Source organism: Bacillus stratosphericus (assembly GCF_020524495.1).
GTDB lineage: Bacteria > Bacillota > Bacilli > Bacillales > Bacillaceae > Bacillus > Bacillus stratosphericus_B.
This window is the reverse complement of record NZ_JAIVLB010000001.1, coordinates 137,767-160,354: the sequence shown is the minus strand read 5'-3', so window position 1 is coordinate 160,354 and position 22,588 is coordinate 137,767. Positions and strand designations below refer to the sequence as shown.

27 protein-coding genes are annotated in these 22,588 nt (G+C 40.5%); all 27 read left to right on the top strand.

What is annotated here, in order from left to right:
* Positions 1-34 precede the first annotated feature (34 nt).
* The 27 genes from codY (at position 35) to LC033_RS00750 (ending at position 22,586) form a co-directional block, all read left to right on the top strand.
* The gene (gene codY / locus LC033_RS00880; protein WP_226566417.1) at positions 35-814 is read left to right on the top strand and encodes a GTP-sensing pleiotropic transcriptional regulator CodY; all 780 of its coding nucleotides are present in this window, start codon (positions 35-37) and stop codon (positions 812-814) included.
* A 285-nt stretch (positions 815-1,099) separates the two neighbouring features.
* Entirely contained in the window at positions 1,100-1,489 is a 390-nt protein-coding gene (flgB, locus tag LC033_RS00875; RefSeq protein ID WP_226566416.1) for a flagellar basal body rod protein FlgB, read from the top strand.
* Positions 1,489-1,941: a flagellar basal body rod protein FlgC gene (flgC, locus tag LC033_RS00870; RefSeq protein WP_226566415.1), complete on the top strand. Its 453-nt coding sequence runs from the start codon at positions 1,489-1,491 to the stop codon at positions 1,939-1,941. The genes flgB and flgC overlap by 1 nt, the downstream gene beginning before the upstream one ends.
* A gap of 11 nt (positions 1,942-1,952) precedes the next feature.
* Positions 1,953-2,270 (top strand): flagellar hook-basal body complex protein FliE, encoded by a 318-nt coding sequence (fliE, locus tag LC033_RS00865; RefSeq protein WP_226566414.1) that lies wholly within the window; start codon positions 1,953-1,955, stop codon positions 2,268-2,270.
* Between the two features lie 49 nt (positions 2,271-2,319).
* Complete coding sequence (fliF, locus tag LC033_RS00860; protein WP_226566413.1) at positions 2,320-3,921, top strand: flagellar basal-body MS-ring/collar protein FliF; 1,602 nt, start codon at positions 2,320-2,322, stop codon at positions 3,919-3,921.
* 11 nt (positions 3,922-3,932) lie between these two features.
* A complete protein-coding gene (fliG, locus tag LC033_RS00855; protein WP_226566412.1) occupies positions 3,933-4,949 on the top strand; it encodes a flagellar motor switch protein FliG in 1,017 nt (338 codons plus the stop codon).
* On the top strand, positions 4,942-5,706 hold the full coding sequence (gene fliH / locus LC033_RS00850; protein ID WP_226566411.1) for a flagellar assembly protein FliH: 765 nt from the start codon (positions 4,942-4,944) through the stop codon (positions 5,704-5,706). Before fliG ends, fliH begins: the two co-directional genes overlap by 8 nt.
* Positions 5,703-7,019 (top strand): flagellar protein export ATPase FliI, encoded by a 1,317-nt coding sequence (gene fliI, locus LC033_RS00845; RefSeq protein WP_226566410.1) that lies wholly within the window; start codon positions 5,703-5,705, stop codon positions 7,017-7,019. Before fliH ends, fliI begins: the two co-directional genes overlap by 4 nt.
* 8 nt (positions 7,020-7,027) lie before the next feature.
* A complete protein-coding gene (gene fliJ, locus LC033_RS00840; protein WP_226566441.1) occupies positions 7,028-7,471 on the top strand; it encodes a flagellar export protein FliJ in 444 nt (147 codons plus the stop codon).
* Between the two features lie 12 nt (positions 7,472-7,483).
* Entirely contained in the window at positions 7,484-8,158 is a 675-nt protein-coding gene (locus LC033_RS00835) for a MotE family protein (RefSeq protein ID WP_226566409.1), read from the top strand.
* Positions 8,159-9,475 (top strand): flagellar hook-length control protein FliK, encoded by a 1,317-nt coding sequence (locus LC033_RS00830; protein ID WP_226566408.1) that lies wholly within the window; start codon positions 8,159-8,161, stop codon positions 9,473-9,475.
* On the top strand, positions 9,475-9,918 hold the full coding sequence (flgD, locus tag LC033_RS00825) for a flagellar hook assembly protein FlgD (protein WP_226566407.1): 444 nt from the start codon (positions 9,475-9,477) through the stop codon (positions 9,916-9,918). The genes LC033_RS00830 and flgD overlap by 1 nt, the downstream gene beginning before the upstream one ends.
* Positions 9,919-9,939: 21 nt before the next feature.
* On the top strand, positions 9,940-10,731 hold the full coding sequence (flgG, locus tag LC033_RS00820) for a flagellar basal body rod protein FlgG (protein ID WP_226566406.1): 792 nt from the start codon (positions 9,940-9,942) through the stop codon (positions 10,729-10,731).
* Between the two features lie 36 nt (positions 10,732-10,767).
* The gene (swrD, locus tag LC033_RS00815; RefSeq protein WP_226566405.1) at positions 10,768-10,983 is read left to right on the top strand and encodes a swarming motility protein SwrD; all 216 of its coding nucleotides are present in this window, start codon (positions 10,768-10,770) and stop codon (positions 10,981-10,983) included.
* The gene (fliL, locus tag LC033_RS00810; RefSeq protein ID WP_226566404.1) at positions 10,980-11,408 is read left to right on the top strand and encodes a flagellar basal body-associated protein FliL; all 429 of its coding nucleotides are present in this window, start codon (positions 10,980-10,982) and stop codon (positions 11,406-11,408) included. Before swrD ends, fliL begins: the two co-directional genes overlap by 4 nt.
* A 32-nt stretch (positions 11,409-11,440) precedes the next feature.
* Positions 11,441-12,427 (top strand): flagellar motor switch protein FliM, encoded by a 987-nt coding sequence (fliM, locus tag LC033_RS00805; RefSeq protein WP_226566403.1) that lies wholly within the window; start codon positions 11,441-11,443, stop codon positions 12,425-12,427.
* 1 nt (position 12,428) lies between these two features.
* Positions 12,429-13,553, top strand: a complete 1,125-nt coding sequence (fliY, locus tag LC033_RS00800; protein ID WP_226566402.1) for a flagellar motor switch phosphatase FliY — start codon at positions 12,429-12,431, stop codon at positions 13,551-13,553.
* A gap of 27 nt (positions 13,554-13,580) precedes the next feature.
* The gene (gene cheY, locus LC033_RS00795; protein WP_226566401.1) at positions 13,581-13,943 is read left to right on the top strand and encodes a chemotaxis protein CheY; all 363 of its coding nucleotides are present in this window, start codon (positions 13,581-13,583) and stop codon (positions 13,941-13,943) included.
* A gap of 18 nt (positions 13,944-13,961) precedes the next feature.
* On the top strand, positions 13,962-14,621 hold the full coding sequence (gene fliZ / locus LC033_RS00790) for a flagella biosynthesis regulatory protein FliZ (protein WP_226566400.1): 660 nt from the start codon (positions 13,962-13,964) through the stop codon (positions 14,619-14,621).
* Positions 14,614-15,279, top strand: a complete 666-nt coding sequence (fliP, locus tag LC033_RS00785) for a flagellar type III secretion system pore protein FliP (protein WP_226566399.1) — start codon at positions 14,614-14,616, stop codon at positions 15,277-15,279. Before fliZ ends, fliP begins: the two co-directional genes overlap by 8 nt.
* Positions 15,280-15,295: 16 nt before the next feature.
* Positions 15,296-15,565, top strand: coding sequence for a flagellar biosynthesis protein FliQ (gene fliQ, locus LC033_RS00780; RefSeq protein WP_099680563.1), 270 nt, complete (start codon positions 15,296-15,298; stop codon positions 15,563-15,565).
* 3 nt (positions 15,566-15,568) lie between these two features.
* Positions 15,569-16,351 carry a flagellar biosynthetic protein FliR gene (gene fliR / locus LC033_RS00775; RefSeq protein ID WP_226566398.1) on the top strand — a complete coding sequence of 261 codons (783 nt, stop codon included), beginning with the start codon at positions 15,569-15,571 and terminating at the stop codon, positions 16,349-16,351.
* A complete protein-coding gene (flhB, locus tag LC033_RS00770) occupies positions 16,348-17,436 on the top strand; it encodes a flagellar biosynthesis protein FlhB (RefSeq protein ID WP_226566397.1) in 1,089 nt (362 codons plus the stop codon). Before fliR ends, flhB begins: the two co-directional genes overlap by 4 nt.
* A 29-nt stretch (positions 17,437-17,465) precedes the next feature.
* Positions 17,466-19,499 (top strand): flagellar biosynthesis protein FlhA, encoded by a 2,034-nt coding sequence (gene flhA / locus LC033_RS00765; RefSeq protein ID WP_226566396.1) that lies wholly within the window; start codon positions 17,466-17,468, stop codon positions 19,497-19,499.
* On the top strand, positions 19,499-20,614 hold the full coding sequence (gene flhF, locus LC033_RS00760) for a flagellar biosynthesis GTPase FlhF (RefSeq protein ID WP_226566395.1): 1,116 nt from the start codon (positions 19,499-19,501) through the stop codon (positions 20,612-20,614). Before flhA ends, flhF begins: the two co-directional genes overlap by 1 nt.
* The gene (locus tag LC033_RS00755; RefSeq protein ID WP_226566394.1) at positions 20,611-21,516 is read left to right on the top strand and encodes a MinD/ParA family protein; all 906 of its coding nucleotides are present in this window, start codon (positions 20,611-20,613) and stop codon (positions 21,514-21,516) included. The genes flhF and LC033_RS00755 overlap by 4 nt, the downstream gene beginning before the upstream one ends.
* On the top strand, positions 21,513-22,586 hold the full coding sequence (locus LC033_RS00750) for a protein-glutamate methylesterase/protein-glutamine glutaminase (RefSeq protein WP_226566393.1): 1,074 nt from the start codon (positions 21,513-21,515) through the stop codon (positions 22,584-22,586). Before LC033_RS00755 ends, LC033_RS00750 begins: the two co-directional genes overlap by 4 nt.
* Positions 22,587-22,588: the final 2 nt, after the last annotated feature.

The window sequence follows — 22,588 nt, the reverse complement described above, 5'->3', positions numbered from 1 at the left end:
CAAATGAATAAAGTAATCTAGGAGGATCATTATTATGGCTTTACTACAAAAAACAAGGATTATTAACTCAATGCTGCAAGATGCAGCGGGGAAACCGGTTAATTTTAAAGAAATGGCAGAAACACTGAGAGATGTCATTGACTCAAACATTTTCGTATTAAGTAGAAGAGGTAAACTTCTTGGCTACTCCATTAATCAACATATTGAAAATGCACGTATGAAAAAAATGCTTGAAGATCGTCAATTCCCTGAAGAATATACAAAGAGTCTATTCAATGTCCCTGAAACTTCTTCAAACCTTGACATCAACAGTGAATATACAGCTTTCCCGATTGAGAATCGTGATTTATTCCAATCAGGTTTAACAACGATTGTTCCAATCATCGGAGGCGGGGATCGTTTAGGAACGTTAATCCTGTCTCGTTTGGAGGATACATTCACAGATGATGATTTAATTCTTGCTGAGTACGGAGCAACAGTTGTTGGAATGGAGATCCTTCGCGAGAAAGCGGAAGAAATCGAAGAAGAAGCAAGAAGTAAAGCGGTTGTCCAAATGGCCATTAGTTCTCTTTCATATAGTGAGCTTGAAGCGATTGAGCACATCTTTGAAGAACTTGATGGAAACGAAGGGCTGCTTGTGGCAAGTAAAATTGCTGACCGTGTAGGCATCACCCGTTCAGTGATCGTAAACGCCTTGCGTAAACTAGAAAGCGCAGGTGTGATCGAATCTCGTTCTCTTGGAATGAAGGGAACGTATATCAAAGTGTTAAACAACAAATTTTTAATTGAACTTGAAAACTTAAAGTCTCATTAAGCAAAAACCCCTTTTCGGCTAAAAAATGCTGAAAAGGGGTTTTTTATCTAAAAAAAGGGGATTTGTCCGAAAAATGACACTCTTTTTTTAAGAAACACCTTACAATTCTGTAGTGCTTTGAATCTAGGTCTTTAAGCCTACTCATAAAATAGATATATATTACGAGTTTTTTTTACATATACATCATAGACTTTAATCCTATTATTTCTTACAATGAACATATGGTTTTACAAATCTCGACATGATTAAATGGAATGAAATACATATGATTGGAGGTATATGGTATTGGATATATTTTCTGGAACGATAAACAACCTTGAGAATGCCTTGGGCAGAGCGAATGTTAAGCAAAAAGTCATAAGCAATAATATCGCCAATATAGACACACCGAACTACAAGGCAAAAAACGTAGCATTTCATGAGATGCTAAATGATGCATCAAGCAAATTAGATGCTAAAAAAACATACCAAGGTCACATTGATTTTTCGAAAACAAGGTCTAATTATTCAGTTATTTCGAGTAACCGCACTTCTTATCAAGAAAACGGAAATAATGTCGATATTGATCAAGAGATGAGTGAACTCGCTAAAAACCAAATTCAGTATAATGCGTTGGTGGAAAGAATGAGCGGAAAGTTCAATTCTCTTAAAACAGTTTTGACAGGAGGTAAGTGATGTCGATTTTTTCAGGCGTTAACGCTTCGGCCTCAGCATTAACAGCACAGAGGCTCAGAATGGACGTTGTATCCTCGAATCTTGCTAATATGGATACAACAAGAGCTAAACAGGTTGATGGCAACTGGGAACCTTATAGACGTAAGCTCGTCACATTACAGCCGTCAGGTGAATCATTTTCATCTATATTGAAATCAAGCATGAATTCGAGCGGCAAATTAGGAAACGGTGTCAAAGTAACGAAAATTACAGAAGACGAAACTCCATTCAACCTTCAATATGATCCTACAAATCCCGATGCCAATGAAAATGGATTTGTTCAAACACCAAATGTTGATCCATTAAAGGAAATGGTTGATCTCATCAGCAGCTCAAGGTCATATGAAGCAAACGTGACGGCACTAAATGCGAATAAAAGCATACTGATGAAAGCTTTAGAAATAGGAAAGTAAGGTGAAAAGAATTGGTTAACGCAATATCTCCTTTCCAGCTTCAAACCACACAGCAAGCAAATGAATTGACGAATGCATCGCCACTGCAGGCGGCTGCACCTAAAAGTCAAACGGATTTCTCTGATGTGCTGAAGAATTCCATTGAGGCATTAAATCAATCACAGCTGAAATCAGACCAGTATACTAATGCTCTTGCACAAGGAAAAGATGTCAATCTGGAGGAAGTCATGATTGCTTCACAAAAAGCGAGTGTGACACTCACAGCTGCGACGGAGTTTCGAAATAAAGCAGTCGAAGCGTACCAAGAGATTATGAGAATGCAGATGTAGGAGGTGCTGGCGGACAAAAAAAGACTGAATGGAATGACCGGGGGTTAAGATGAATCGTACTTTAATGCAATTAAGAACAAAAACAGTTGAGTTTTGGCGAAATCGATCAAAATTACAAAAAATACTCATGATTGGCGGCGTTGCTGCCCTAGCAATCATTATTACGGTTGTTAGCATCTTTGCTTCTTCTGAAAAAATGGTTCCGTTGTTTAGAGATTTGTCTGAGGCAGAAGCAGGGCAAATTAAACAGGAACTGGATGGCAAAAACGTTAAATCCGAACTTGCAAATAATGGAACGACTATTTTAGTTCCGGAAAAGCAAGCAGACTCTTTAAAAGTACAACTCGCATCAGAGGGACTCCCTAAGACAGGAAATATTGATTATTCCTTCTTTGCGAATAATTCCGGCTTCGGTTTAACAGATAATGAATTTGATGTTCTGAAAGTAGACGCAACTCAGACAGAACTATCTAATCTGATCAACACGATTGACGGGATTAAAGATTCAAAGGTTATGATTAACCTGCCAAAAGATTCCGTTTTTGTTGGGGAAGAGCAAAGTAATGCATCAACATCAATTGTGTTGCAAGTTCAGCCTGGCTACACGCTTACTCAGCAACAAGTAAAAGGCCTTTATCATCTTATTTCAAAAAGTGTGCCAAATTTAAAAACAGAAAACATCGTCATTATGGACCAAGATTCCAACTACTACGACTTAAACAGTAGCTCTGATACCTATGCAAGTGGAATGGATGCACAGCAGCAGAAAAAAGAAGAAATTGAAAAGAACCTTCAAAGAAAAATTCAACAGCTGCTTGGAACCATGATGGGTCAAGATAAGGTCGCCGTATCGGTCACAACAGACATTGATTTTACTGAAGAAAAAAGAAAAGAAGACCTTGTAGAACCAGTTGATAAAGAAAACATGCAAGGCATCGCTGTCAGTGCTGAAAAAATTGCTGAAACCTATTCAGGGAATGGTGCAGCAGCTGGAGGCACAGCTGGAACAGGCGCCGATGATGTGACAAATTATCAAGGCGCAGATGGAGCCAATGAAAGCGGAGATTACGAAAAGAGCGAAGATCGCATCAATTATGAGGTAAACCGCATCCATAAAGATATCAAAGAAAGTCCTTATAAAGTGAGAGACATTGGCATTCAGGCATTGGTTGAACCACCAACTGCAAACGATGTGAATTCTCTAACAGCTGAAAGGCAAGATGATATCAAAAAGATTCTTTCAACAATTATTAGCACATCAATTGACAAAGAGTACACAAATGGTCAAGCACTCACTCAAGCTGACTTAGATAACAAAATCGTTCTATCTGTATCAAAATTAGATGGTAAACAGCAAACTACAACAGAAAACCCTTCGAACAATATTCCGATCTGGGTTTATATTGTAGGCGGTGGGCTACTACTTGCAATTATCGCTCTCATTATTCTTCTTGTGCGTAATCGCAGAAAAGAAGAGGAAGAAGAGGAAGAAGAGTTTGAGCTTGATGAACGTACACCAATCCATGTTCCTGATATCGATACTGAGCCAGAAACAGAAGAAATGGTGAGAAAAAATCAGCTTGAAAAAATGGCAAAAGAAAAACCAGAAGACTTTGCTAAATTGCTACGCAGCTGGCTGTCCGAGGATTAGGAGGAATACACATGTCGAGAAAAGATCCAAATCGACTAACAGGCAGACAAAAAGCAGCAATCCTAATGATTTCCTTAGGACTAGACGTGTCAGCTTCTGTATACAAACATCTGTCTGAAGACGAAATAGAAAAATTAACATTAGAAATTTCCAATGTAAGAAGTGTAGATACTGCTAAAAAAGATGAAATCATCGAAGAGTTTCACAATATTGCCATCGCGCAGGACTACATATCACAAGGCGGTCTTATGTACGCAAGACAAGTACTTGAAAAAGCACTCGGTGAGGACAAAGCGGAAAGCATCTTAAACCGATTGACATCCTCGCTGCAAGTAAAACCATTTGATTTTGCAAGAAAAGCTGATTCAGAGCAAATTTTAAACTTTATTCAGCATGAGCATCCACAAACCATTGCGCTCATTCTTTCCTACTTAGATCCAGTACAGGCTGGTCAAATCTTATCTGAGTTGAGTGAGGAAGTCCAAACAGAGGTTGCGAGACGAATTGCTTTAATGGACCGCACATCTCCAGAGATCATCAATGAGGTGGAACGCATTCTTGAACAAAAGCTTTCTTCAACGTTTACGCAAGACTATACCCAAACGGGTGGGATCGAAGCGGTGGTGGAAGTGTTAAATGGTGTAGACCGTGCGACGGAGAAGACCATTTTAGACACACTTGAAATTCAAGACCCTGAGCTAGCTGATGAAATTAAGAAACGTATGTTTGTCTTTGAGGATATTGTTACTCTTGATAGCAGAGCGATTCAGCGCGTGATCAGAGATGTTGAAAATGATGACTTATTGCTCGCTCTCAAAGTGGCTAGCGAAGAGGTCAAAGAAATTGTCTTCCGTAATATGTCTCAGCGGATGGTCGAAACATTCAAAGAAGAAATGGAGTTTATGGGACCTGTCCGGCTTAGAGATGTCGAGGAAGCGCAAACCCGTATTGTCAGCATCGTGAGACGACTCGAGGAAGCTGGAGAAATCGTCATAGCTCGAGGCGGAGGAGACGATATTATTGTCTAGGATTATCAAACATGAAACATCTGTTATTCCTGAACAAGGACGGCAAACGATTCCTTTACAGCAAGTAGAGTTCAAAAGAGAACATCATAAAGAAGAGCTGTTCAATGAAACAGAAGCATCACAGCTTATGCTAAGTGATGCAGAAGATCAAGCAATCCGTATTTTAGAACAAGCAAACAGTGAGTTAGAACAAACAATGGCTGAAATCGATCAGCGACGAGCCGATTTTGAAGCAGAAAGAATCCAGCTCATTGAAGATGCGAAACAAACAGGCTATCAAGAAGGCTTCCAAAAGGGGGAAGCAGATGCGAATGTGCAGTACCAATCTATTCTTAATCAAGCGAATGAAATTGTCAGCCTTGCGAAGCAGGACTATGAAGCAAAAATTGAAAGCTCTGCTGAAGAGATTGTGGAACTGGCCTTTGAACTCGCTAAACGAGTTTGGTATGCAGCTGAGGATACAAAAGATCAATTTTTGACTCTTGTGAAGCAGGTTATTTCAGAAGTGAAAGAATATGACGATATTTCCATCTATGTCGATCCTGAACATTACGAGCATGTCATGGCATATAAAGATGAATTGATTAGAATCATTCAAAAGGATACACATCTTGCCTTTTATTTGGATGAAAAAGCGCCAAAAGGTACTTGTTACGTAGAAACAAGCTTTGGAAAAGTGGAAGCGAGTGTTGATACACAAATGAATCAGTTAAAAGAAAAATTATTAGAAGTGATTGATTCAGGTGATCACAAATGAACTTGGATGTGTTAAAAGAAACGATTGAAACAGCCGATCCTTACAAACGATTTGGTAAAGTCAATCGAGTTGTTGGGCTGATGATCGAGTCCAAGGGGCCAGAGAGTTCTATCGGAGATGTGTGCCTCATTCATAAAAAGGGCAGTAAACATCATCCGATTAAAGCAGAGGTCGTTGGTTTTAGAGAAGAAAACATTCTGCTTATGCCTTATGTTGAAGCATCTAAAATTTCGCCAGGCAGTCTTGTTGAAGCGACAGGTGAGTCGTTAAAGGTCAAAGTAGGGACTGGTTTAATTGGTGAAGTCATTGATGCGTTTGGAGACCCGCTGGACGGCAGTATACTTCCAAAAGGACTTGCACCTGTTTCGACAGATCAATCTCCCCCAAACCCGATGGACAGGCCGCCTATTCGAGAAAAGATGGGCGTTGGTGTCAGAGTAATCGACAGTCTGCTCACAGTTGGAACTGGGCAAAGGATCGGGATTTTTGCTGGAAGTGGTGTTGGGAAAAGTACCCTAATGGGAATGATTGCAAAACAGACAGAGGCCGACCTAAATGTTATTGCACTTGTTGGAGAGCGTGGCCGTGAAGTTCGTGAGTTTATCGAAAAGGATTTAGGTGCTGAAGGACTTAAGCGATCGATAGTTGTCGTCGCAACCTCTGACCAGCCCGCACTGACGAGACTAAAAGCAGCCTATACAGCGACAGCCATTGCCGAATACTTCAGAGACAGAGGGAAAAATGTCATGTTTATGATGGATTCTGTCACAAGGGTCGCCATGGCCCAAAGGGAAATAGGTCTTGCAACTGGCGAACCGCCAACTACAAAAGGATTTACACCTTCAGTGTTCGCTATACTGCCTAAATTGCTTGAACGAACTGGAACAAATCAGCTTGGTTCCATCACTGCGTTTTACACAGTCCTTGTTGATGGTGACGATATGAATGAGCCGATCGCTGATACAGTCAGGGGGATCCTAGATGGCCACATTGTACTTGATCGTGCGTTAGCCAACAAAGGACAATTTCCCGCTGTCAATATTCTGAAAAGTATTAGCCGTGTCATGAACAATATAGCAAGTCATGATCACAAGGAAGCGGCCAACTGGTTCCGTCAGCTTTTATCCACTTATCAAAACGCTGAAGACCTCATTAACATTGGAGCATATAAAAAAGGCTCCTCTAAAGATATTGATGAGGCCATGCAGGCTTATCCTCATCTGATTTCATTTTTGAAGCAGGATGTAGAAGAGGCTATCTCTATAGAAGAAAGTGTGAGTTTATTGCTCAGTTTGATGAATAGAGAGGATTGACAAATACAGTGAGATATCAATACAAATTTCAAAAACTCTTAGAACTGAAAGAAAGTGAAAAAGACAAATCACTCGCAGCGTATCAACAATCCGTATCGGCATTTGAACAAGCCGCTGAAAAACTCTATGAAAATATGAGTAAAAAAGAGCTGATAGAAAAAAGTAAAGAAGAAAAGCTGAGAAGTGGGATGAGTGTCCAAGAAATGCGTCATTACCAGCAATTTGTGACCAACTTAGATAACACCATTCAGCATTATCAGCAACTTGTGATCATGAAACGTCATCAAATGAATGAAAAACAATCTGATTTAACTGAAAAAAATATTGAGTTTAAAAAGTTTGAAAAAATGAAAGAAAAGCAATTTGCAAAGTTTTCCCTTGAACATAAGGCAATTGAAATGAAAGAAATGGATGATATCACTATCAACCAATTCATGTTTCAAGGACATTAGGAGTCGAGATGAATGCCTCAGAAAGAAAAAACGAAGGAATCAAGCGACGGTAAATTTCAATGGATTTTGTTTATTGTGATCATCCCATTGGTTGTGTTTGTGATTGTGACAGGCACAATCCTTTATATGGCAGGTTTTGATCTAAAGAGACCACTCCAAAACATTCCAGTGATTAGTAACTTGGTTGGTTCAGATAACAGCTCAAAAATGCCATCTTCACATATTGATCAACGTGATGAAGAGCTGAAACAATTGAAAGAGACCATTAAAGAGCAAAAGAATAAACTCGAAATTGCACAAAAAGACTTGAAAACAAGTGATGAAGAGATTAAAAGACTGAATCAAAAAATCCGTTCACTTGAAAAAACATCTGAGAATGAAACTGATAATACGTCAGCAAATGGCAGTTCATCCAACAGTTCGTCAAGCAATAATTCAGCGGGCACATCCTCTTATACTGCGGCGTCTTTAAAAGGGAAGATTGCCAGCATTTATGAAAGTATGGATGCTAGAAAATCTTCCAAGATTCTATCAGAACTAAGTGATGAAGAGGCTTTGGAGATTCTTGAGGAGCTTAGTAAAAATAAGCTGACGGACATTTTATCAAAACTAACACCTCAGAAGGCAGCAACGTTTACAAAAGAGCTTGCCAAAAAAGAAGAAAGTGAAAATGGGGGTGGGCAATAAGTGAAGCTATTGGATATTGGAGCCTTACAGCAATCTTCTCAAAGTCTTTCTGGACTGAAGGGAGGCAGCGCATCTTCTGCACGCGGTTTGTTTAAACAATTGCTTAGTGGTGCAGGGGCTCAAAGCAGCCAAGTCAATTCTCAGCCAGCGGAATTCTCTCTTTCTATCAACGATGCGATGCAAATCATTGAAAAATGGATGCAATCACCTGAAGAAGGGATCGATGGAGATCTTCTTGGAGCGCTTCAAATGCTTCAAGGTCAAAAGCTCGATGCATCTGAACTACAGTCACTTGAAGAGTTATTTCAAAAAATGGAATTAACCATTTATGGTGATCAAGCTAATAAACCAGATGCTGAACATAGTGAACAGCTCATACAAGTCCACTTTTTGTTATATCAATTGCTTAACCAACAACCGCTCAGCTCTGATGCGAAACTTGTGCAGGATATTCAAGAAAAAGGTGAAGAATTCATCCGTTTTCTTTGGAAAAACGGGGCAGATGAGAAGCTCATTCAACAAGTAAAAGAGCAGTTCTTCTCGCAGGGATCAGCATCAAAGCTGAACTCTATGTCCCAAAGTGAACTGAAACACTTTAACCAGTTAATCCACCATATGATGGCGAATGCGAAAGGGTCAGACAAAGAGTGGAAAATTTCCATAGGAGAGTTAAAAGAATTAGTCTCTCCAAGGCAATCTTCCCTCTCGTCTAAAGCAAAAGGTGCTGAATTACTTGAATGGCTCCCAAAAAAAGAAGTCGTCAAGGGACAAAGTATAGCTGCACCTGCTTCTGAAAAAAAAATGACCCATACGCTTCTCCAAGGTGATAAGCAGTTTTTTCAACTGCAATCAGCTGCTCCTGTGCAGCATATGCAAACAACTGATGAAAAACCAGGTACGGTTGATCAGCAAATTCTAAACACTTGGAAGCAAATGAAGTTTACGCCGTTCGGCAAATCAAGTGGACGCTTTACAGTTCGATTAAATCCAGAAAATCTTGGATTTATTACCATTCAACTAACGAAACAAAACGGTGTGTATGCGAGTAAAATTACAGCCTCGACGCAGGCAGCAAAAGAGCTGTTAGAGCAGCATCTGCCACAGTTGAAACAGGCACTTCCGAATATGTCGGTTCAAGTGGAGCGTTTCCATATACCGCTTCAATCAAATGAACAGCCGTTATTTGGACAGTTTAGTGAACAAGACAAGCAGCAGTCAAAAGGACAGAGTTTTCAGCAGCCTGATAAACAGGAAGCGGAATTCCAAGATGTACTGGATGCTCTTGTTGGGTCAGATGATGAAGAGGAGGAGATCTAATGGCAACCGTTGATCCTACAATTAGACCAAACACAGCAGCGGACACTTCTCCAAGTGCAGCAAATAAAAATGACACGCTCGGTCGAGATCAGTTCTTGAAAATATTGCTTACTCAACTACAAAACCAAGATCCGACAAACCCAATTGATGACCGTGAGTTTGTCACGCAGCTTGCAACATTTGCTTCTTTAGAGCAGCAAATGAATATGAACGAATCAATCACCCAGCTGAATATGGTCATGTCTACATTTGTTGCACACCAAGATCCTTTTAATACGTATGTAGGCTGGATTGGTAAAGAAGTAGAGGGCAAACAAGATGATAAAGAGATATCGGGCACTGTGAAGTCTGTGAAAAACATAGATAATGAATACTTCTTATATCTAGAGGATGGAACGAAAATCAGCCCTTGGGACGTTACAACTGTTGGAGAAAAATCGTAAACAAATCGAGGAGGAAAATAAATGTTACGCTCACTATACTCAGGAATTAGCGGAATGAAAAACTTCCAAACAAAATTAGATATCGTGGCCAATAATGTGGCAAACGTTAATACACACGGATACAAAAAGAGCCGTATCACCTTTAAAGATATGGTAAGTCAAACGATTGCAAGTGCTGGTGGACCAACAAACAATTCTGGTTCGATCAACTCAAAACAGGTAGGTTTAGGGTCATCTCTATCATCTATTGACAAAATTATGTCACCAGGTTCTGCTCAAAATACTGATGACCCGTATGATTTCTACATCAATGGTGATGGCTTCTTCCGTATCGAAAGGCAAGGAGAAATTCTTTATACAAGAACAGGGAACTTCAAGCCTGATTCAGAAGGAAATTTGGTCACACCTGATGGAAACTACCTGCTTGGAATGGATGGTCAAAAAATTACTATTCCAGAAGGTGTTTCAAGTGTAAGTGTTGGGCCAGACGGGACGATTTCGGTTGTTGAGAACAATGAAGCGAGAATCGTTGGACAGGTATCACTCGTTTCTTTCAGTAACGCAGCAGGGTTAGACAAAGCCGGTGACAATCTTTACCGACAAACGTTAAGCTCAGGTGCACCAAGCGATCCTATTGTACCTGGTGAACAAGGAACTGGTGTGATTCAAACAGGTAGACTTGAAATGTCAAATGTTGATTTAACAGACGAGTTTACAGAAATGATCATCGGGCAGCGTGGATTCCAAGCGAATGCAAAGACAATTACAACCGCTGATGAAATTCTGCAAGAGCTTGTGAATCTGAAACGATAGGAGGTAGGGGGAGAGTTTATCGCTTCTCTGCTTATTATGATTGAAGTGACAAGATTAAATGGCAAAGGGTTTATGATTAACGCTCTCCATATCGAGCAAATCGAAAGCTTTCCAGACACGACTATTACATTAGCCAATGGAAAGAAAATCGTTGTGAAAGAAGATGAAGAGCAGCTCCAAGAAAAGATTATTTCTTTCTACAGAAAAATCCAAGTCATTTCATTGAATCAAGGAATAGAGGAATTTGAATGAAGAAGAAATTAGTCGTAGTAATGCTAATCATGATTATTGCCATTGTCGGAATTGGAGGAGGCGTCTTTTTTCTGCTGAATGGGTCAGACAAAGCAAAAGCAGAAAAAGAGCCTACAGCAGATGAAGTCGTAAAAGCTTCTGTTGAAATTCCTGAGATTATCACAAATTTAAAATCTGAAGGAAATGCTGTCAAACTTGTACTAAATATTGAAACGGATTCTGAAAAAGCAAAAGAAGAGCTTGAAAAAAGAAGTTTCCAAGTAAAAGATGCCGTGATTGACATTTTATCAGAGACGAATGCTGAGGAACTTGATGGTAAAAAAGGTAGAGAACAATTTAAAACACAAGTCAAAAATAAAGTGAACAACTATTTGCAAGATGGCAAGGTGAAAGAAGTTTATATAACCTCCTTTAATCTGCAATAGAGGCGATTAATTGACACGATGGAGGTGAAGAAATGTCAGGAGAAGTGCTTTCTCAGAATGAGATCGATGCATTATTATCAGCCATATCTACAGGCGAAATGGATGCAGAAGAGCTGAAAAAAGAAGAAACGATGAAAAAAGTGAAGGTGTATGACTTCAAACGTGCACTGCGTTTTTCAAAAGACCAGATTCGAAGTTTAACAAGGATTCACGATAACTTCGCTAGACTACTCACTACTCACTTTTCAACGCAGCTAAGATCATATATTCAAATTTCTGTCAGCTCGGTTGATCAAGTACCTTACGAAGAATTTATTCGTTCGATTCCTAATATGACGTTATTAAACTTATTTTACGTTAGCCCGCTTGAAGGAAGAATCATGCTTGAAGTGAACCCAACAATCGGTTATGCCATGATGGACAGGCTGATGGGCGGGATTGGGATTAGTCATAATAAGACAGAATCACTTACAGAAATAGAAACAAAGATAATCTCAAACATGTTTGAGGGAGCTTTGGAAAATTACAGAGAAGCGTGGCAGTCCATAACCGACATCGAGCCAGAAATGGCAGATTTTGAGGTAAATCCCCAGTTTGTTCAAATGGTGTCACCAAACGAAACAGTTGTCGTCATTTCGCTTAATACACAGATTGGTGAGGTGAGCGGGGTTATCAACCTATGTATTCCTCACGTTGTATTAGAGCCAATCATTCCGAAGCTGTCTGTACACTACTGGATGCAGTCTGAACGAAATGAACCGAAACAAGAAGAAACGAAGGCCATTGAAAAACAGATTATGACGGCCAAAATACCGGTAGTCGCAGAGCTTGGACAATCGGAAATGACGGTGGAAGAGTTTTTGAATTTGGAAATTGGTGATTGTATTGCCTTGGACAAACCAGTAAACGCGCCTCTTACTGTTATGGTCGGAAATAAACCGAAATTCTTGGGACAGGCCGGCCGCATGAATCGGAAACAGGCGATTCAAATTCTAGATCACGACATAAGAGGTGAATAATATGGATAAAAATGGAAGTAAATTATCACAAGATGAAATCGATGCGCTCCTTAAAGGAGGCAGCAATGACGATATAGAGCCTGATACAGTCCTTTCTGCAATGGAGCAAGATGCCATTGGAGAAATCGGAAATATTTCATTTGGTAGCTCTGCAACAGCACTTTCAACTCTATTAAATCAAAAAGTGGAGATTACAACTCCAACTGTCTCAGTGATTCAAAAAAGCAAGTTGAATGAGGAGTTTCCTCATCCGTATGTCGCTATTGAAGTGAATTATACTGAAGGCTTTAGTGCAAGTAACCTGCTCGTCATCCAACAAACAGATGCGGCAGTCATTGCAGACTTAATGATGGGCGGAGATGGAACAAATGCTGACCCTTCTTTAAGTGAAATTCACTTAAGTGCAGTGCAAGAAGCCATGAACCAAATGATGGGTTCTGCAGCGACATCTATGTCTACAGTCTTTAACAAAAAGGTTGACATTTCTCCTCCAAGCGTCGAATTACTCGATTTCAAAGAAGGAGAAGGCACAGAGCGCATTCCAGCTGAAAAAATGCTTGTCAAAGTATCCTTCAGATTAAAAATAGGTGAACTCATAGATTCAAATATTATGCAGCTTTACACTATTACATTTGCGAAGGATTTGATCGCAGAATTAACAGATCCGACACCAGAAGAAGAACTAGTTCAAGAAACGCCACAGAGCGCATCTGAACCTCAGCAGGCAGCTCCGTTAACACAGTCTGCTCCTGCACAGCAAGCTGCACCTCCAAAAAGACAAGCGAAGCCAAATCCAGCAGAACCTGTAAATGTGACGCCAGTTGAATTTGAAGCATTCAATGAGCCTCAGCATACAACGAGTCAGCTAGGAAATCTTGAAATGCTGATGGATATTCCGCTTTCCATTACGGTGGAACTTGGAAGAACGCAGCGCAGTGTGAAAGAAGTACTTGAGCTTTCAGCTGGAAGTATCATTGAACTGGACAAACTTGCGGGTGAGCCAGTAGACATTTTGGTGAACAAACGAATCGTCGCCAAAGGTGAAGTCGTTGTCATTGATGAGAACTTTGGTGTTCGTGTAACTGACATTTTAAGTCAGTCGGAAAGACTTTCTAATTTAACATAAACAAACATATAGGGAGAGAATAAGTAAATGGCTACTAAGGTATTAATCGTAGATGATGCTGCTTTCATGAGAATGATGATCAAGGATATTCTTGTAAAAAACGGATTTGATGTAGTAGGAGAAGCAGAAAACGGCACACAAGCTGTTGAAAAATATAAAGAAACATCTCCAGATCTTGTCACGATGGATATCACAATGCCAGAAATGGATGGGATTACAGCGCTAAAAGAAATTAAACAAATTGATGCTTCTGCAAAGATCATCATGTGCTCTGCGATGGGACAGCAATCAATGGTCATTGATGCCATTCAAGCAGGTGCAAAAGACTTTATCGTAAAGCCGTTCCAGGCAGACCGCGTACTTGAAGCAATTAATAAAACGTTGGGCTAAAAAAGGGTGTAAGACTTGTTGAAAAAATGTTTGATATGTATAGCAATGATCAGTTTTATGCTTTTCTTGATGATTCAGCCTGCGTCACTGCTCGCTGAATCGAACGATCCTGAAAACGGCACAGTGAATGACTGGCTAAAAGGAGAGAAAGAAAGCAAAAAGGATACAGAAAAGAAAACCACTGACAATCAAACGAATCCGACAGAAGAAGTTCCCTCTTCTTCTGTCTCCATTATGGATTTTGTCAAAATGATTGGTGCCTTACTTTTTGTCATCCTGCTCATTTATGGATTGGTGAGATTTGTTGGTAAACAAAACCGCCTACTCAAACCATTCCGCTATGTTGAAAATATTGGCGGGACCACGGTCGGCCAAAACCGTTCGGTCCAGCTTATCAAAGTGGGCAAACGAGTATTGGTTGTCGGCGTAGCAGACTCGATTCAGCTTCTAAAAGAAATTGATGATGAACAAGAATGTGAAGCGATTGTGAAACAATATGAAGAAGCGATGGAAAGCAAAACAGATTTACCAAAGATCGTTCAAAAATTCACATCGCAGGTGAAGAAGCATGAACAACCAACCACTTCTTCTTTTTCAGCTAATTTAAAGGCGCAGCTAGCCGAATTGAAAAAGACCCAATCAGAAGTCAGAAAGAAAGGCCCGAAACAAAATGAATGAGTTTATCGATTTATTTAATTCCAGCGGTGCAGGAAATATTAGCACGTCTGTCCGTCTTCTTTTACTTTTGACCGTATTTTCGGTTGCACCAGGCATTCTCATTTTAATGACATGTTTTACTCGGATCGTGATTGTTCTCTCGTTCGTCAGAACATCACTTGCAACCAACTCAATGCCGCCGAACCAAGTGCTTGTTGGACTTGCTTTGTTTCTCACATTCTTTATTATGGCACCCACGTTCTCAGAGATTAATAAAGAGGCACTTACGCCGCTTTTAAATGATGACATTACGTTAAATCAAGCGTATGAAAAAGCTGAAGTGCCAATCAAAGAGTTTATGAGTAAACATACGAGGCAGAAAGACTTGGCTTTATTTCTTAGTTACGCAAAAATGGATACACCTGAATCGATTAAGGATATTCCGTTAACGACAATGGTACCAGCTTTTGCAATTTCAGAATTAAAGACGGCATTTCAAATTGGTTTCATGATCTTTATTCCATTTTTAATTATTGACATGGTGGTTGCAAGTGTCCTGATGTCAATGGGGATGATGATGCTTCCACCGGTTATGATATCGCTCCCTTTTAAAATATTGTTATTTGTTTTAGTCGATGGATGGTACTTGATTGTTAAATCTTTGCTGCAAAGCTTTTAGAGTAGGTGCTTAAAACATGAGTTCAGAATTTGTCATTACGATGGCTGAAAGATCAGTATATGTTGTATTGCTTATTAGCGGGCCGCTTCTAGCGCTCGCGCTAATTGTGGGGCTGATTGTCAGTGTGTTTCAGGCGACAACCCAAATTCAAGAACAGACGCTTGCGTTTATTCCTAAGATTGTTGCAGTGCTCATTGGCCTTGTTGTGTTTGGTCCTTGGATGCTTTCAACAATTGTGTCCTTTACGACAGAGCTGTTCTCGAATTTAGATCGATTTGCAGGTTAAAGAATGATGTCAATTATAGAATTATTCCCTGCTTTTCTTCTTGTTTTTATTCGAATTACTGCTTTCTTTGTGACAGTACCGCTTTTAGCGCATAGAACAATACCTGCTGTTCACCGAATTGGATTCTCACTTTTTCTGGCTGTCATCAGTTTTAGCACAATTAAAGAACCGCCAGCACTTGACATAGACGGTCTTTATATGATGCTTGCGGTGAAAGAAGCAATAGTCGGGCTCCTTCTTGGGCTGATTGCATATATCATGGTGACAGCTGTTCAAATTGCCGGCTCATTCATTGATTTTCAAATGGGTTTTGCGATCGCCAATATTATTGATCCGCAAACAGGGGCGCAAACACCTCTGATGGGGCAATTTTTTTATACGGTCACACTGCTGCTGATGCTTGCGACTAATGCACATCACCTGTTGCTAGATGGTATATATTACAGCTTTCAATATATTGAAGTTGATCAGTACGCGCTGAATTTCGGCAGTGAATCCTTTGCCTACTTTATTTCAAAGAGCTTCAACCAAATGTTCATCATTGCCTTTCAAATCTCAGCACCTGTTGTAGCAAGTTTGTTTTTAGTCGATCTCGCATTAGGGATTGTGGCACGTACAGTTCCACAAATAAACGTATTTGTTGTCGGACTTCCTATTAAAATGGGTGTGAGTTTTATTATGATCATCATCTGTATGGGCGTGATCTTTGGTGTCGTCCAAAATACATTTGAAACGATTGTGCTTACCATGAGGGATTTCCTAGCATTGGTCGGTGGTTCGTCATGATGACAAAGCTTAGACTTGACTTGCAATTTTTCGCAGGTCAAAAAACAGAAAAAGCAACGCCAAAAAAGAGACAGGATTCACGAAAAAAAGGGCAGGTTGCCAAAAGTACCGACGTCAATACAGCCATCTCATTTCTATTAATCTTTTTATCATTCTTTTTTATTGGGCCTTTTATGAAAGAGCGTATTATTGCGCTCATTGAACGTTTTTATTCAACAAAAATGCTAATGAAAATTAGCACATCTAATATTCATCAACTATTCTTGGAATTGCTTCAAGAAACAGGACTCCTCCTTATGCCGATTCTTGGTGTTGGTATGCTGGCAGGGGTGCTCAGTAACTATTTACAAGTTGGGTTTCTCTTTTCGACAGAAGTGATCAAACCGAAATTAGAAAAGCTCGATCCAATTAAAGGATTTAAACGTATATACAGTATTCGAGCACTCGTTGAGCTGTTGAAATCCATTTTGAAAATTGGTTTTGTTGGTTTTGCGACATTTATAGCACTATGGATGCACTTTGATGAAATCTTGCGGCTTCCTTTATTAACAGCGGAGGAAACGCTCCATTTCGTTGCAAATATGACCTTGATTATGGGGTTATATGCAGCAGGGGCTCTTCTGATCTTAGCATGGCTTGATTACATGTATCAGAAATTTGATTATGAAAAAAACTTACGGATGTCCAAGCAAGACATCAAAGATGAGTATAAAAAATCAGAGGGTGACCCGCTCATAAAATCAAAAATTAAACAGCGCCAGCGGGAAATGGCCATGAGACGGATGATGCAGGAAGTCCCAAAAGCGGACGTCATCATTACAAACCCGACCCACTACTCAATTGCTTTGAAATATGACGAAGAAAAGATGGACGCCCCCTTTGTTGTGGCAAAGGGAACAGATATTTTGGCTTTGAAAATTAGAACGATTGCGAAAGAGCACGATGTCATGACTGTAGAGAACCGGCCGCTCGCACGCGCTCTCTATGATCAAGTCGACATCGATCAGGGGGTGCCGGAAGAATACTTTAAGGCCATCGCTGAAATTTTAGCTTACGTATATAAAACGAAACAAAAGATGTTATGAATTTTTGGTTTTAAAAGGAGAGAACAGGCATGTCAGCAAGAGATTTATCTGTTTTATTCAGTGTTATTTTAATCGTGGCGATGCTGGTCATACCGTTTCCGCCAATTCTATTAAGTATTTTAATCATTATTAATATTTCTCTTGCGCTTATCGTGCTTCTCACCACAATGAACATGCAAGAACCGCTGCAATTTTCCATATTTCCATCATTGCTTTTGCTCTTAACTTTGTTTCGCTTAGGGCTTAACATCTCTACAACACGTTCTATTTTATCAACAGGAGATGCTGGGAAGGTTGTGGAAACGTTTGGTTCATTTGTTGTTGGAGGAAATGTACTTGTTGGTCTAGTTGTCTTCCTGATTCTGATCATCATTCAGTTTATCGTTATCACCAAAGGAGCTGAGCGTGTATCAGAGGTTGCCGCAAGGTTTACGCTTGACGCGATGCCAGGGAAACAAATGAGTATTGATGCAGATTTAAATGCAGGAATGCTGACAGAAAGTGAAGCAAGAAATCGCCGTGAAAAAGTAGCGAGAGAGGCAGACTTTTATGGAGCGATGGATGGTGCAAGTAAGTTCGTCAAAGGGGATGCCATCGCAGGTATTATCATCGTCATAATCAATATTATTTTTGGAATCATTATTGGGATGCTCCAGCAAGGAATGTCAATTCAAGAATCAGCTTCCCACTTTACCCTTTTAACGGTTGGGGACGGAATTGTTTCACAAATTCCGGCACTCCTTATTTCAACAGCAACAGGGATTGTTGTCACGAGGGCTGCATCTAACGGAAACCTTGGTTCAGATATTACTGGACAGTTGTTTGCTTTTCCGACCATGCTTTACGTCACAGCAGGAACGATTTTCCTTCTCGGCGTATTTACACCAATTGGCGTGCTTTTGACTGGACCAATCGCAGGATTCCTTGCACTTGGTGCATATATGATGTCAAAAAACAAACAGGATCAAGAAGAAATCGAAGAGGTGCTGGAGGAACAGGCCGAGGTAGAGGAGATGAAAAGTCCAGAAAGTGTTATTCACCTCCTGCAAATGGATGCCATTGAATTTGAATTTGGCTACGGTTTGATCCCACTCGCTGATGCAAATCAGGGCGGTGATCTCTTAGACCGAATTGTCATGATCCGAAGGCAGTTGGCCCTCGAATTAGGTCTTGTCATTCCAGTAGTACGGATTCGAGACAACATTGCGCTTAATCCAAATGAATACCGGTTGAAAATTAAAGGGAACGAAGTGGCAAAAGGTGAGCTATTGCTTGATCATTACTTAGCCATGTCCCCAACGCCTGATGATGATCCAATTGAAGGAATTGAAACAATCGAACCATCCTTTCGTCTACCGGCAAAATGGATATCAGAAGCAGAAAAAGATCAGGCAGAAATGCTTGGCTATACGGTCGTGGACCCAGCTTCTGTTGTGTCTACTCACATCACAGAAAAGATTAGGCAAAATACACACGAACTGCTCGGACGACAAGAAACAAAGCAATTAATCGATCATCTAAAAGAAAGTTACCCTGTCTTAGTGGATGAGATAACACCAAATCCGCTAGCGGTCGGTGATATCCAAAAAGTGCTTGCAAAGCTGCTCAAAGAAAAGGTCTCCATCCGAAACCTTGTCACCATTTTTGAGACGCTTGCAGACTATGGAAAACTAACGACTGATACAGATTTGTTAACAGAGTATGTCAGACAGTCGCTAGCAAGACAGATAACCGCACAATATGCAAGGGAGAATGAATTATTGAAAGTCGTGACATGCTCAGGTCGAGTCGAAAAGGTCATTGCTGACAGCGTACAGCAAACAGAGCATGGAAACTACTTATCGTTAGATCCAGAATCCTCTGAAAGTGTGATTCAATCAGTGGCTAAAGAAATTGAACAACTTTCGCTTCGTCAGGAAACGCCGGTTCTATTATGCTCTCCTCCTATTAGAATGTACGTCAAGCAGTTGTTAGAAAGGTATTTCCCAGATTTACCGGTACTATCTTATAACGAACTAGAAGCAAATGTAGAAGTACAGAGCATCGGAGTGGTGGATATCTAATGAAAATGAAAAAAATCACAGCGAATTCTATGCAGGAGGCAACAATTCAAATCAGGCAGCAGCTCGGTAAGAATGCCGTCATTTTAAATTCAAAAACCGTTGTCAAACGAAAGCTGTTTGGTTTAAAGAAACAACAAATGGTAGAGGTCATTGCGGTGCTAGATCAAGATTTTGAAGAAAGAGCTGGTAAAGGGCTAAGCTCAGTGCCTCCTGCACCAGTTTTACCGAAAAAGGAACTAATTGAAAAGCCGGTACAAGAGCCATCTTATGCTGTTGAGGCAATCAAAGCGGCGCCTTCTAAATCTCACCATTTAGATTATGCAAGGAACGAGCGCCATGTTGGAATGTTGCCTGATTCACTCATGGCGATTGATCAAAAGCTGAAGGATCAAGGACTTGATGATGCGACCCGAGATCAATGCTTAAAAGGTCTTTTAACAAAGGGTGCTGTCAAGGAAGACCAAATTAAAAAAGAACTAGAAAAACTGCTCACAGACATGCTACCAACTCACACCTCAGATGAGCCGACAATTCGTTCGAGATACATTGTGCTGTTTGGATCAACTGGGGCTGGTAAGACGACAACCATTGCAAAGCTGGCTGCTAAAACGGCCATTCAGCAGCAAAAGAAAATCGCTTTTATTACAACGGATACGTACCGAATTGCCGCGATCGAACAACTGAAAACATATGCTGAATTGCTAAAGGCGCCGCTTGAGGTTTGTTATTCAAGAGAAGATTTTGTCAAAGCGCAGCAGCTCTTTAAAGATTATGATCATATTTTCGTCGACACAGCAGGTCGTAACTTTAAAGAAGAAGCATATATCAAAGAGCTGACAGCTATTATTCCATTTGACGAAACCATTCAAAGTTTTCTCGTCATGAGTGCAACCTCGAAGTATCAGGACATGAAAGCCATAGTTAAACGTTTTGCGCACATTCCAATTCATCAATTCATTTTTACAAAAGTAGATGAAACAGACACGATGGGGACGATCTTTCACATCATGGTAGAATCCCAAATTGGGCTTGGCTTTTTAACAAATGGCCAAAATGTGCCTGAGGATATTCTCGAGAGCTCTCCCCTTGATTTAACAAGGATGGTTTTACAATGATGAAGCCTGACCAAGCGGAAGGTTTAAGAAAACTTGTTCAGCAAAGTCAGACGATAACGCCGATGCCTCTTCGTTCTAGCGGACAAGCGAAAACCATTGCAGTCATGAGCGGTAAAGGCGGGGTGGGCAAATCGAATTTGACGCTGAATATGGCGCTCTCTATCGCAAATACAGGCAAGCAAGTGCTCGTTATCGACCTTGATTTTGGCATGGGGAATATTGATATTTTATTAGGGAAAACGTCGATTAGCTCCATATTCGATCTTCTCGTCAGGAAGACACCCTTTCAAGCGGCCATAACAAAAGGAACTGACAACCTTTATTACATTTCTGGCGGAAGCGGGCTCGAACAGTTGTTTTCTTTAGATAAGGATCAATGGTCATTCTTTCTAGAGGAGATGGAGAGGATGATGTGCGATTTCGATTGTATATTCTTTGATATGGGTGCAGGCTTGTCAAAAGATCAACTGCCTTTTGTTTTATCAGCAGGAGAAGTGGTGGTCGTGACAACGCCGGAACCAACTTCCATCATGGATGCCTACAGCGCGATTAAACATTTAGCCATTCATCAGTTTGAACAGTCTGTGCACATTATCGTCAACCGGTGTAAAACTCCGTCGGAAGGGTCTGAAACCTACCGGAAATTAGCAGGAGTAGTCACATCATTTCTTCATAGAAAGCTTATTTTTGCTGGGGCTGTACCCGATGATCCTGCGGTTCCTAAGGCCGTAGCTGAACAGATCCCATTTTATATCATGCAGCCTCATTCAAGACTGAGTAAAACCATTAAGATGCTGGCAGAAACACTTTATCATCAGCAGATAAGAGAGTCACGGAGAGAGCAGCATACGTTTATAGATAAGTTGTCCTCTTTTTTTAAAAGGAGGAAGGTGGACTCATGATTAGAGTGCTTGTAGTAGATGACTCGGCCTTTATACGAAAGCTCATTAGTGATTTTCTAAGTGCCGAGCAAGAAATTGAAGTCGTAGGAACGGCGCGTAATGGGGAAGATGCCTTAAAGAGGATCAAGGAATTGAATCCAGATGTTGTCACATTAGACGTGGAAATGCCTGTTTTAAATGGAACAGAAGCATTAAAGCAAATGCTGGCTGATCACGACCTTGCTGTGATTATGGTGTCAAGCCAGACAAAGCAAGGGAAGGATTTAACCATCCATTGCTTAGAACTCGGTGCTTTTGACTTTGTCACAAAGCCTTCAGGAAGTATTTCGCTCGATTTACACAAAGTAAGAGGCCAAATTGTAGAGCGGGTACTTGCGGCAGGCCTGTCTAGGAAACGCACTGAGAAACAGGTTTCTCCTAAGCTAGTCATCAAGCCGCCAAGTCCAGTAGCTGCTACACGTCTACAAGAAGTCAAAAGCGGCTCACTCCAAAAGATTATTTCAATCGGAACATCTACTGGAGGACCAAGGGCGCTTCAAAGAGTTGTAACGAAGCTTCCAAAGGACATAAAGGCGCCAATTTTGATTGTGCAGCATATGCCGGCAGGATTTACGGCATCACTTGCTACTAGGTTGGACCATTTATCACAAATTACGATTAAAGAAGCACAAGATGGAGACATCGTTAAAAATGGAGTGGCTTACATAGCTCCTGGTGGAATGAATATGTCACTTCATGAACAAGGGATGACTTTAGTGATCAGGCTGTCCTCAGAGGACACTTACAGCCGCCACAAACCTTCTGTTAACTATTTATTTGAATCCATCAGTAACATAAAAGGTTATGAGAAGATTGCTGTCATTATGACAGGGATGGGTAGTGACGGTACAGAAGGTGTCAAAAAAATGGTCGCAAGCGGTCATACAAAAGTCATTGCAGAAAAAGAAGAATCATGTGTTGTTTTCGGAATGCCTAAATCAGTCATTAAAGCAGGCCTTGCACATGAAACAAGGCATGTGGATGATATCGCACATGCAATTATAAGCTCCATGAATAAAGAGAGGGCGTGAAT

What these genes read in the sequence shown, in the direction of transcription:
- flhA (WP_226566396.1), top strand. Translation starts at nt 17,466, where the DNA reads ATGTCAGCAAGAGATTTATCTGTTTTATTCAGTGTTATTTTAATCGTG.
- fliP (WP_226566399.1), top strand. Translation starts at nt 14,614, where the DNA reads ATGAATGAGTTTATCGATTTATTTAATTCCAGCGGTGCAGGAAATATT.
- flgD (WP_226566407.1), top strand. Translation starts at nt 9,475, where the DNA reads ATGGCAACCGTTGATCCTACAATTAGACCAAACACAGCAGCGGACACT.
- LC033_RS00755 (WP_226566394.1), top strand. Translation starts at nt 20,611, where the DNA reads ATGATGAAGCCTGACCAAGCGGAAGGTTTAAGAAAACTTGTTCAGCAA.
- flhB (WP_226566397.1), top strand. Translation starts at nt 16,348, where the DNA reads ATGATGACAAAGCTTAGACTTGACTTGCAATTTTTCGCAGGTCAAAAA.
- flgG (WP_226566406.1), top strand. Translation starts at nt 9,940, where the DNA reads ATGTTACGCTCACTATACTCAGGAATTAGCGGAATGAAAAACTTCCAA.
- swrD (WP_226566405.1), top strand. Translation starts at nt 10,768, where the DNA reads ATGATTGAAGTGACAAGATTAAATGGCAAAGGGTTTATGATTAACGCT.
- LC033_RS00835 (WP_226566409.1), top strand. Translation starts at nt 7,484, where the DNA reads ATGCCTCAGAAAGAAAAAACGAAGGAATCAAGCGACGGTAAATTTCAA.
- fliG (WP_226566412.1), top strand. Translation starts at nt 3,933, where the DNA reads ATGTCGAGAAAAGATCCAAATCGACTAACAGGCAGACAAAAAGCAGCA.
- fliQ (WP_099680563.1), top strand. Translation starts at nt 15,296, where the DNA reads ATGAGTTCAGAATTTGTCATTACGATGGCTGAAAGATCAGTATATGTT.
- fliL (WP_226566404.1), top strand. Translation starts at nt 10,980, where the DNA reads ATGAAGAAGAAATTAGTCGTAGTAATGCTAATCATGATTATTGCCATT.
- flgC (WP_226566415.1), top strand. Translation starts at nt 1,489, where the DNA reads ATGTCGATTTTTTCAGGCGTTAACGCTTCGGCCTCAGCATTAACAGCA.
- fliR (WP_226566398.1), top strand. Translation starts at nt 15,569, where the DNA reads ATGATGTCAATTATAGAATTATTCCCTGCTTTTCTTCTTGTTTTTATT.
- LC033_RS00750 (WP_226566393.1), top strand. Translation starts at nt 21,513, where the DNA reads ATGATTAGAGTGCTTGTAGTAGATGACTCGGCCTTTATACGAAAGCTC.
- fliF (WP_226566413.1), top strand. Translation starts at nt 2,320, where the DNA reads ATGAATCGTACTTTAATGCAATTAAGAACAAAAACAGTTGAGTTTTGG.
- fliM (WP_226566403.1), top strand. Translation starts at nt 11,441, where the DNA reads ATGTCAGGAGAAGTGCTTTCTCAGAATGAGATCGATGCATTATTATCA.
- cheY (WP_226566401.1), top strand. Translation starts at nt 13,581, where the DNA reads ATGGCTACTAAGGTATTAATCGTAGATGATGCTGCTTTCATGAGAATG.
- fliY (WP_226566402.1), top strand. Translation starts at nt 12,429, where the DNA reads ATGGATAAAAATGGAAGTAAATTATCACAAGATGAAATCGATGCGCTC.
- flhF (WP_226566395.1), top strand. Translation starts at nt 19,499, where the DNA reads ATGAAAATGAAAAAAATCACAGCGAATTCTATGCAGGAGGCAACAATT.
- fliI (WP_226566410.1), top strand. Translation starts at nt 5,703, where the DNA reads ATGAACTTGGATGTGTTAAAAGAAACGATTGAAACAGCCGATCCTTAC.
- codY (WP_226566417.1), top strand. Translation starts at nt 35, where the DNA reads ATGGCTTTACTACAAAAAACAAGGATTATTAACTCAATGCTGCAAGAT.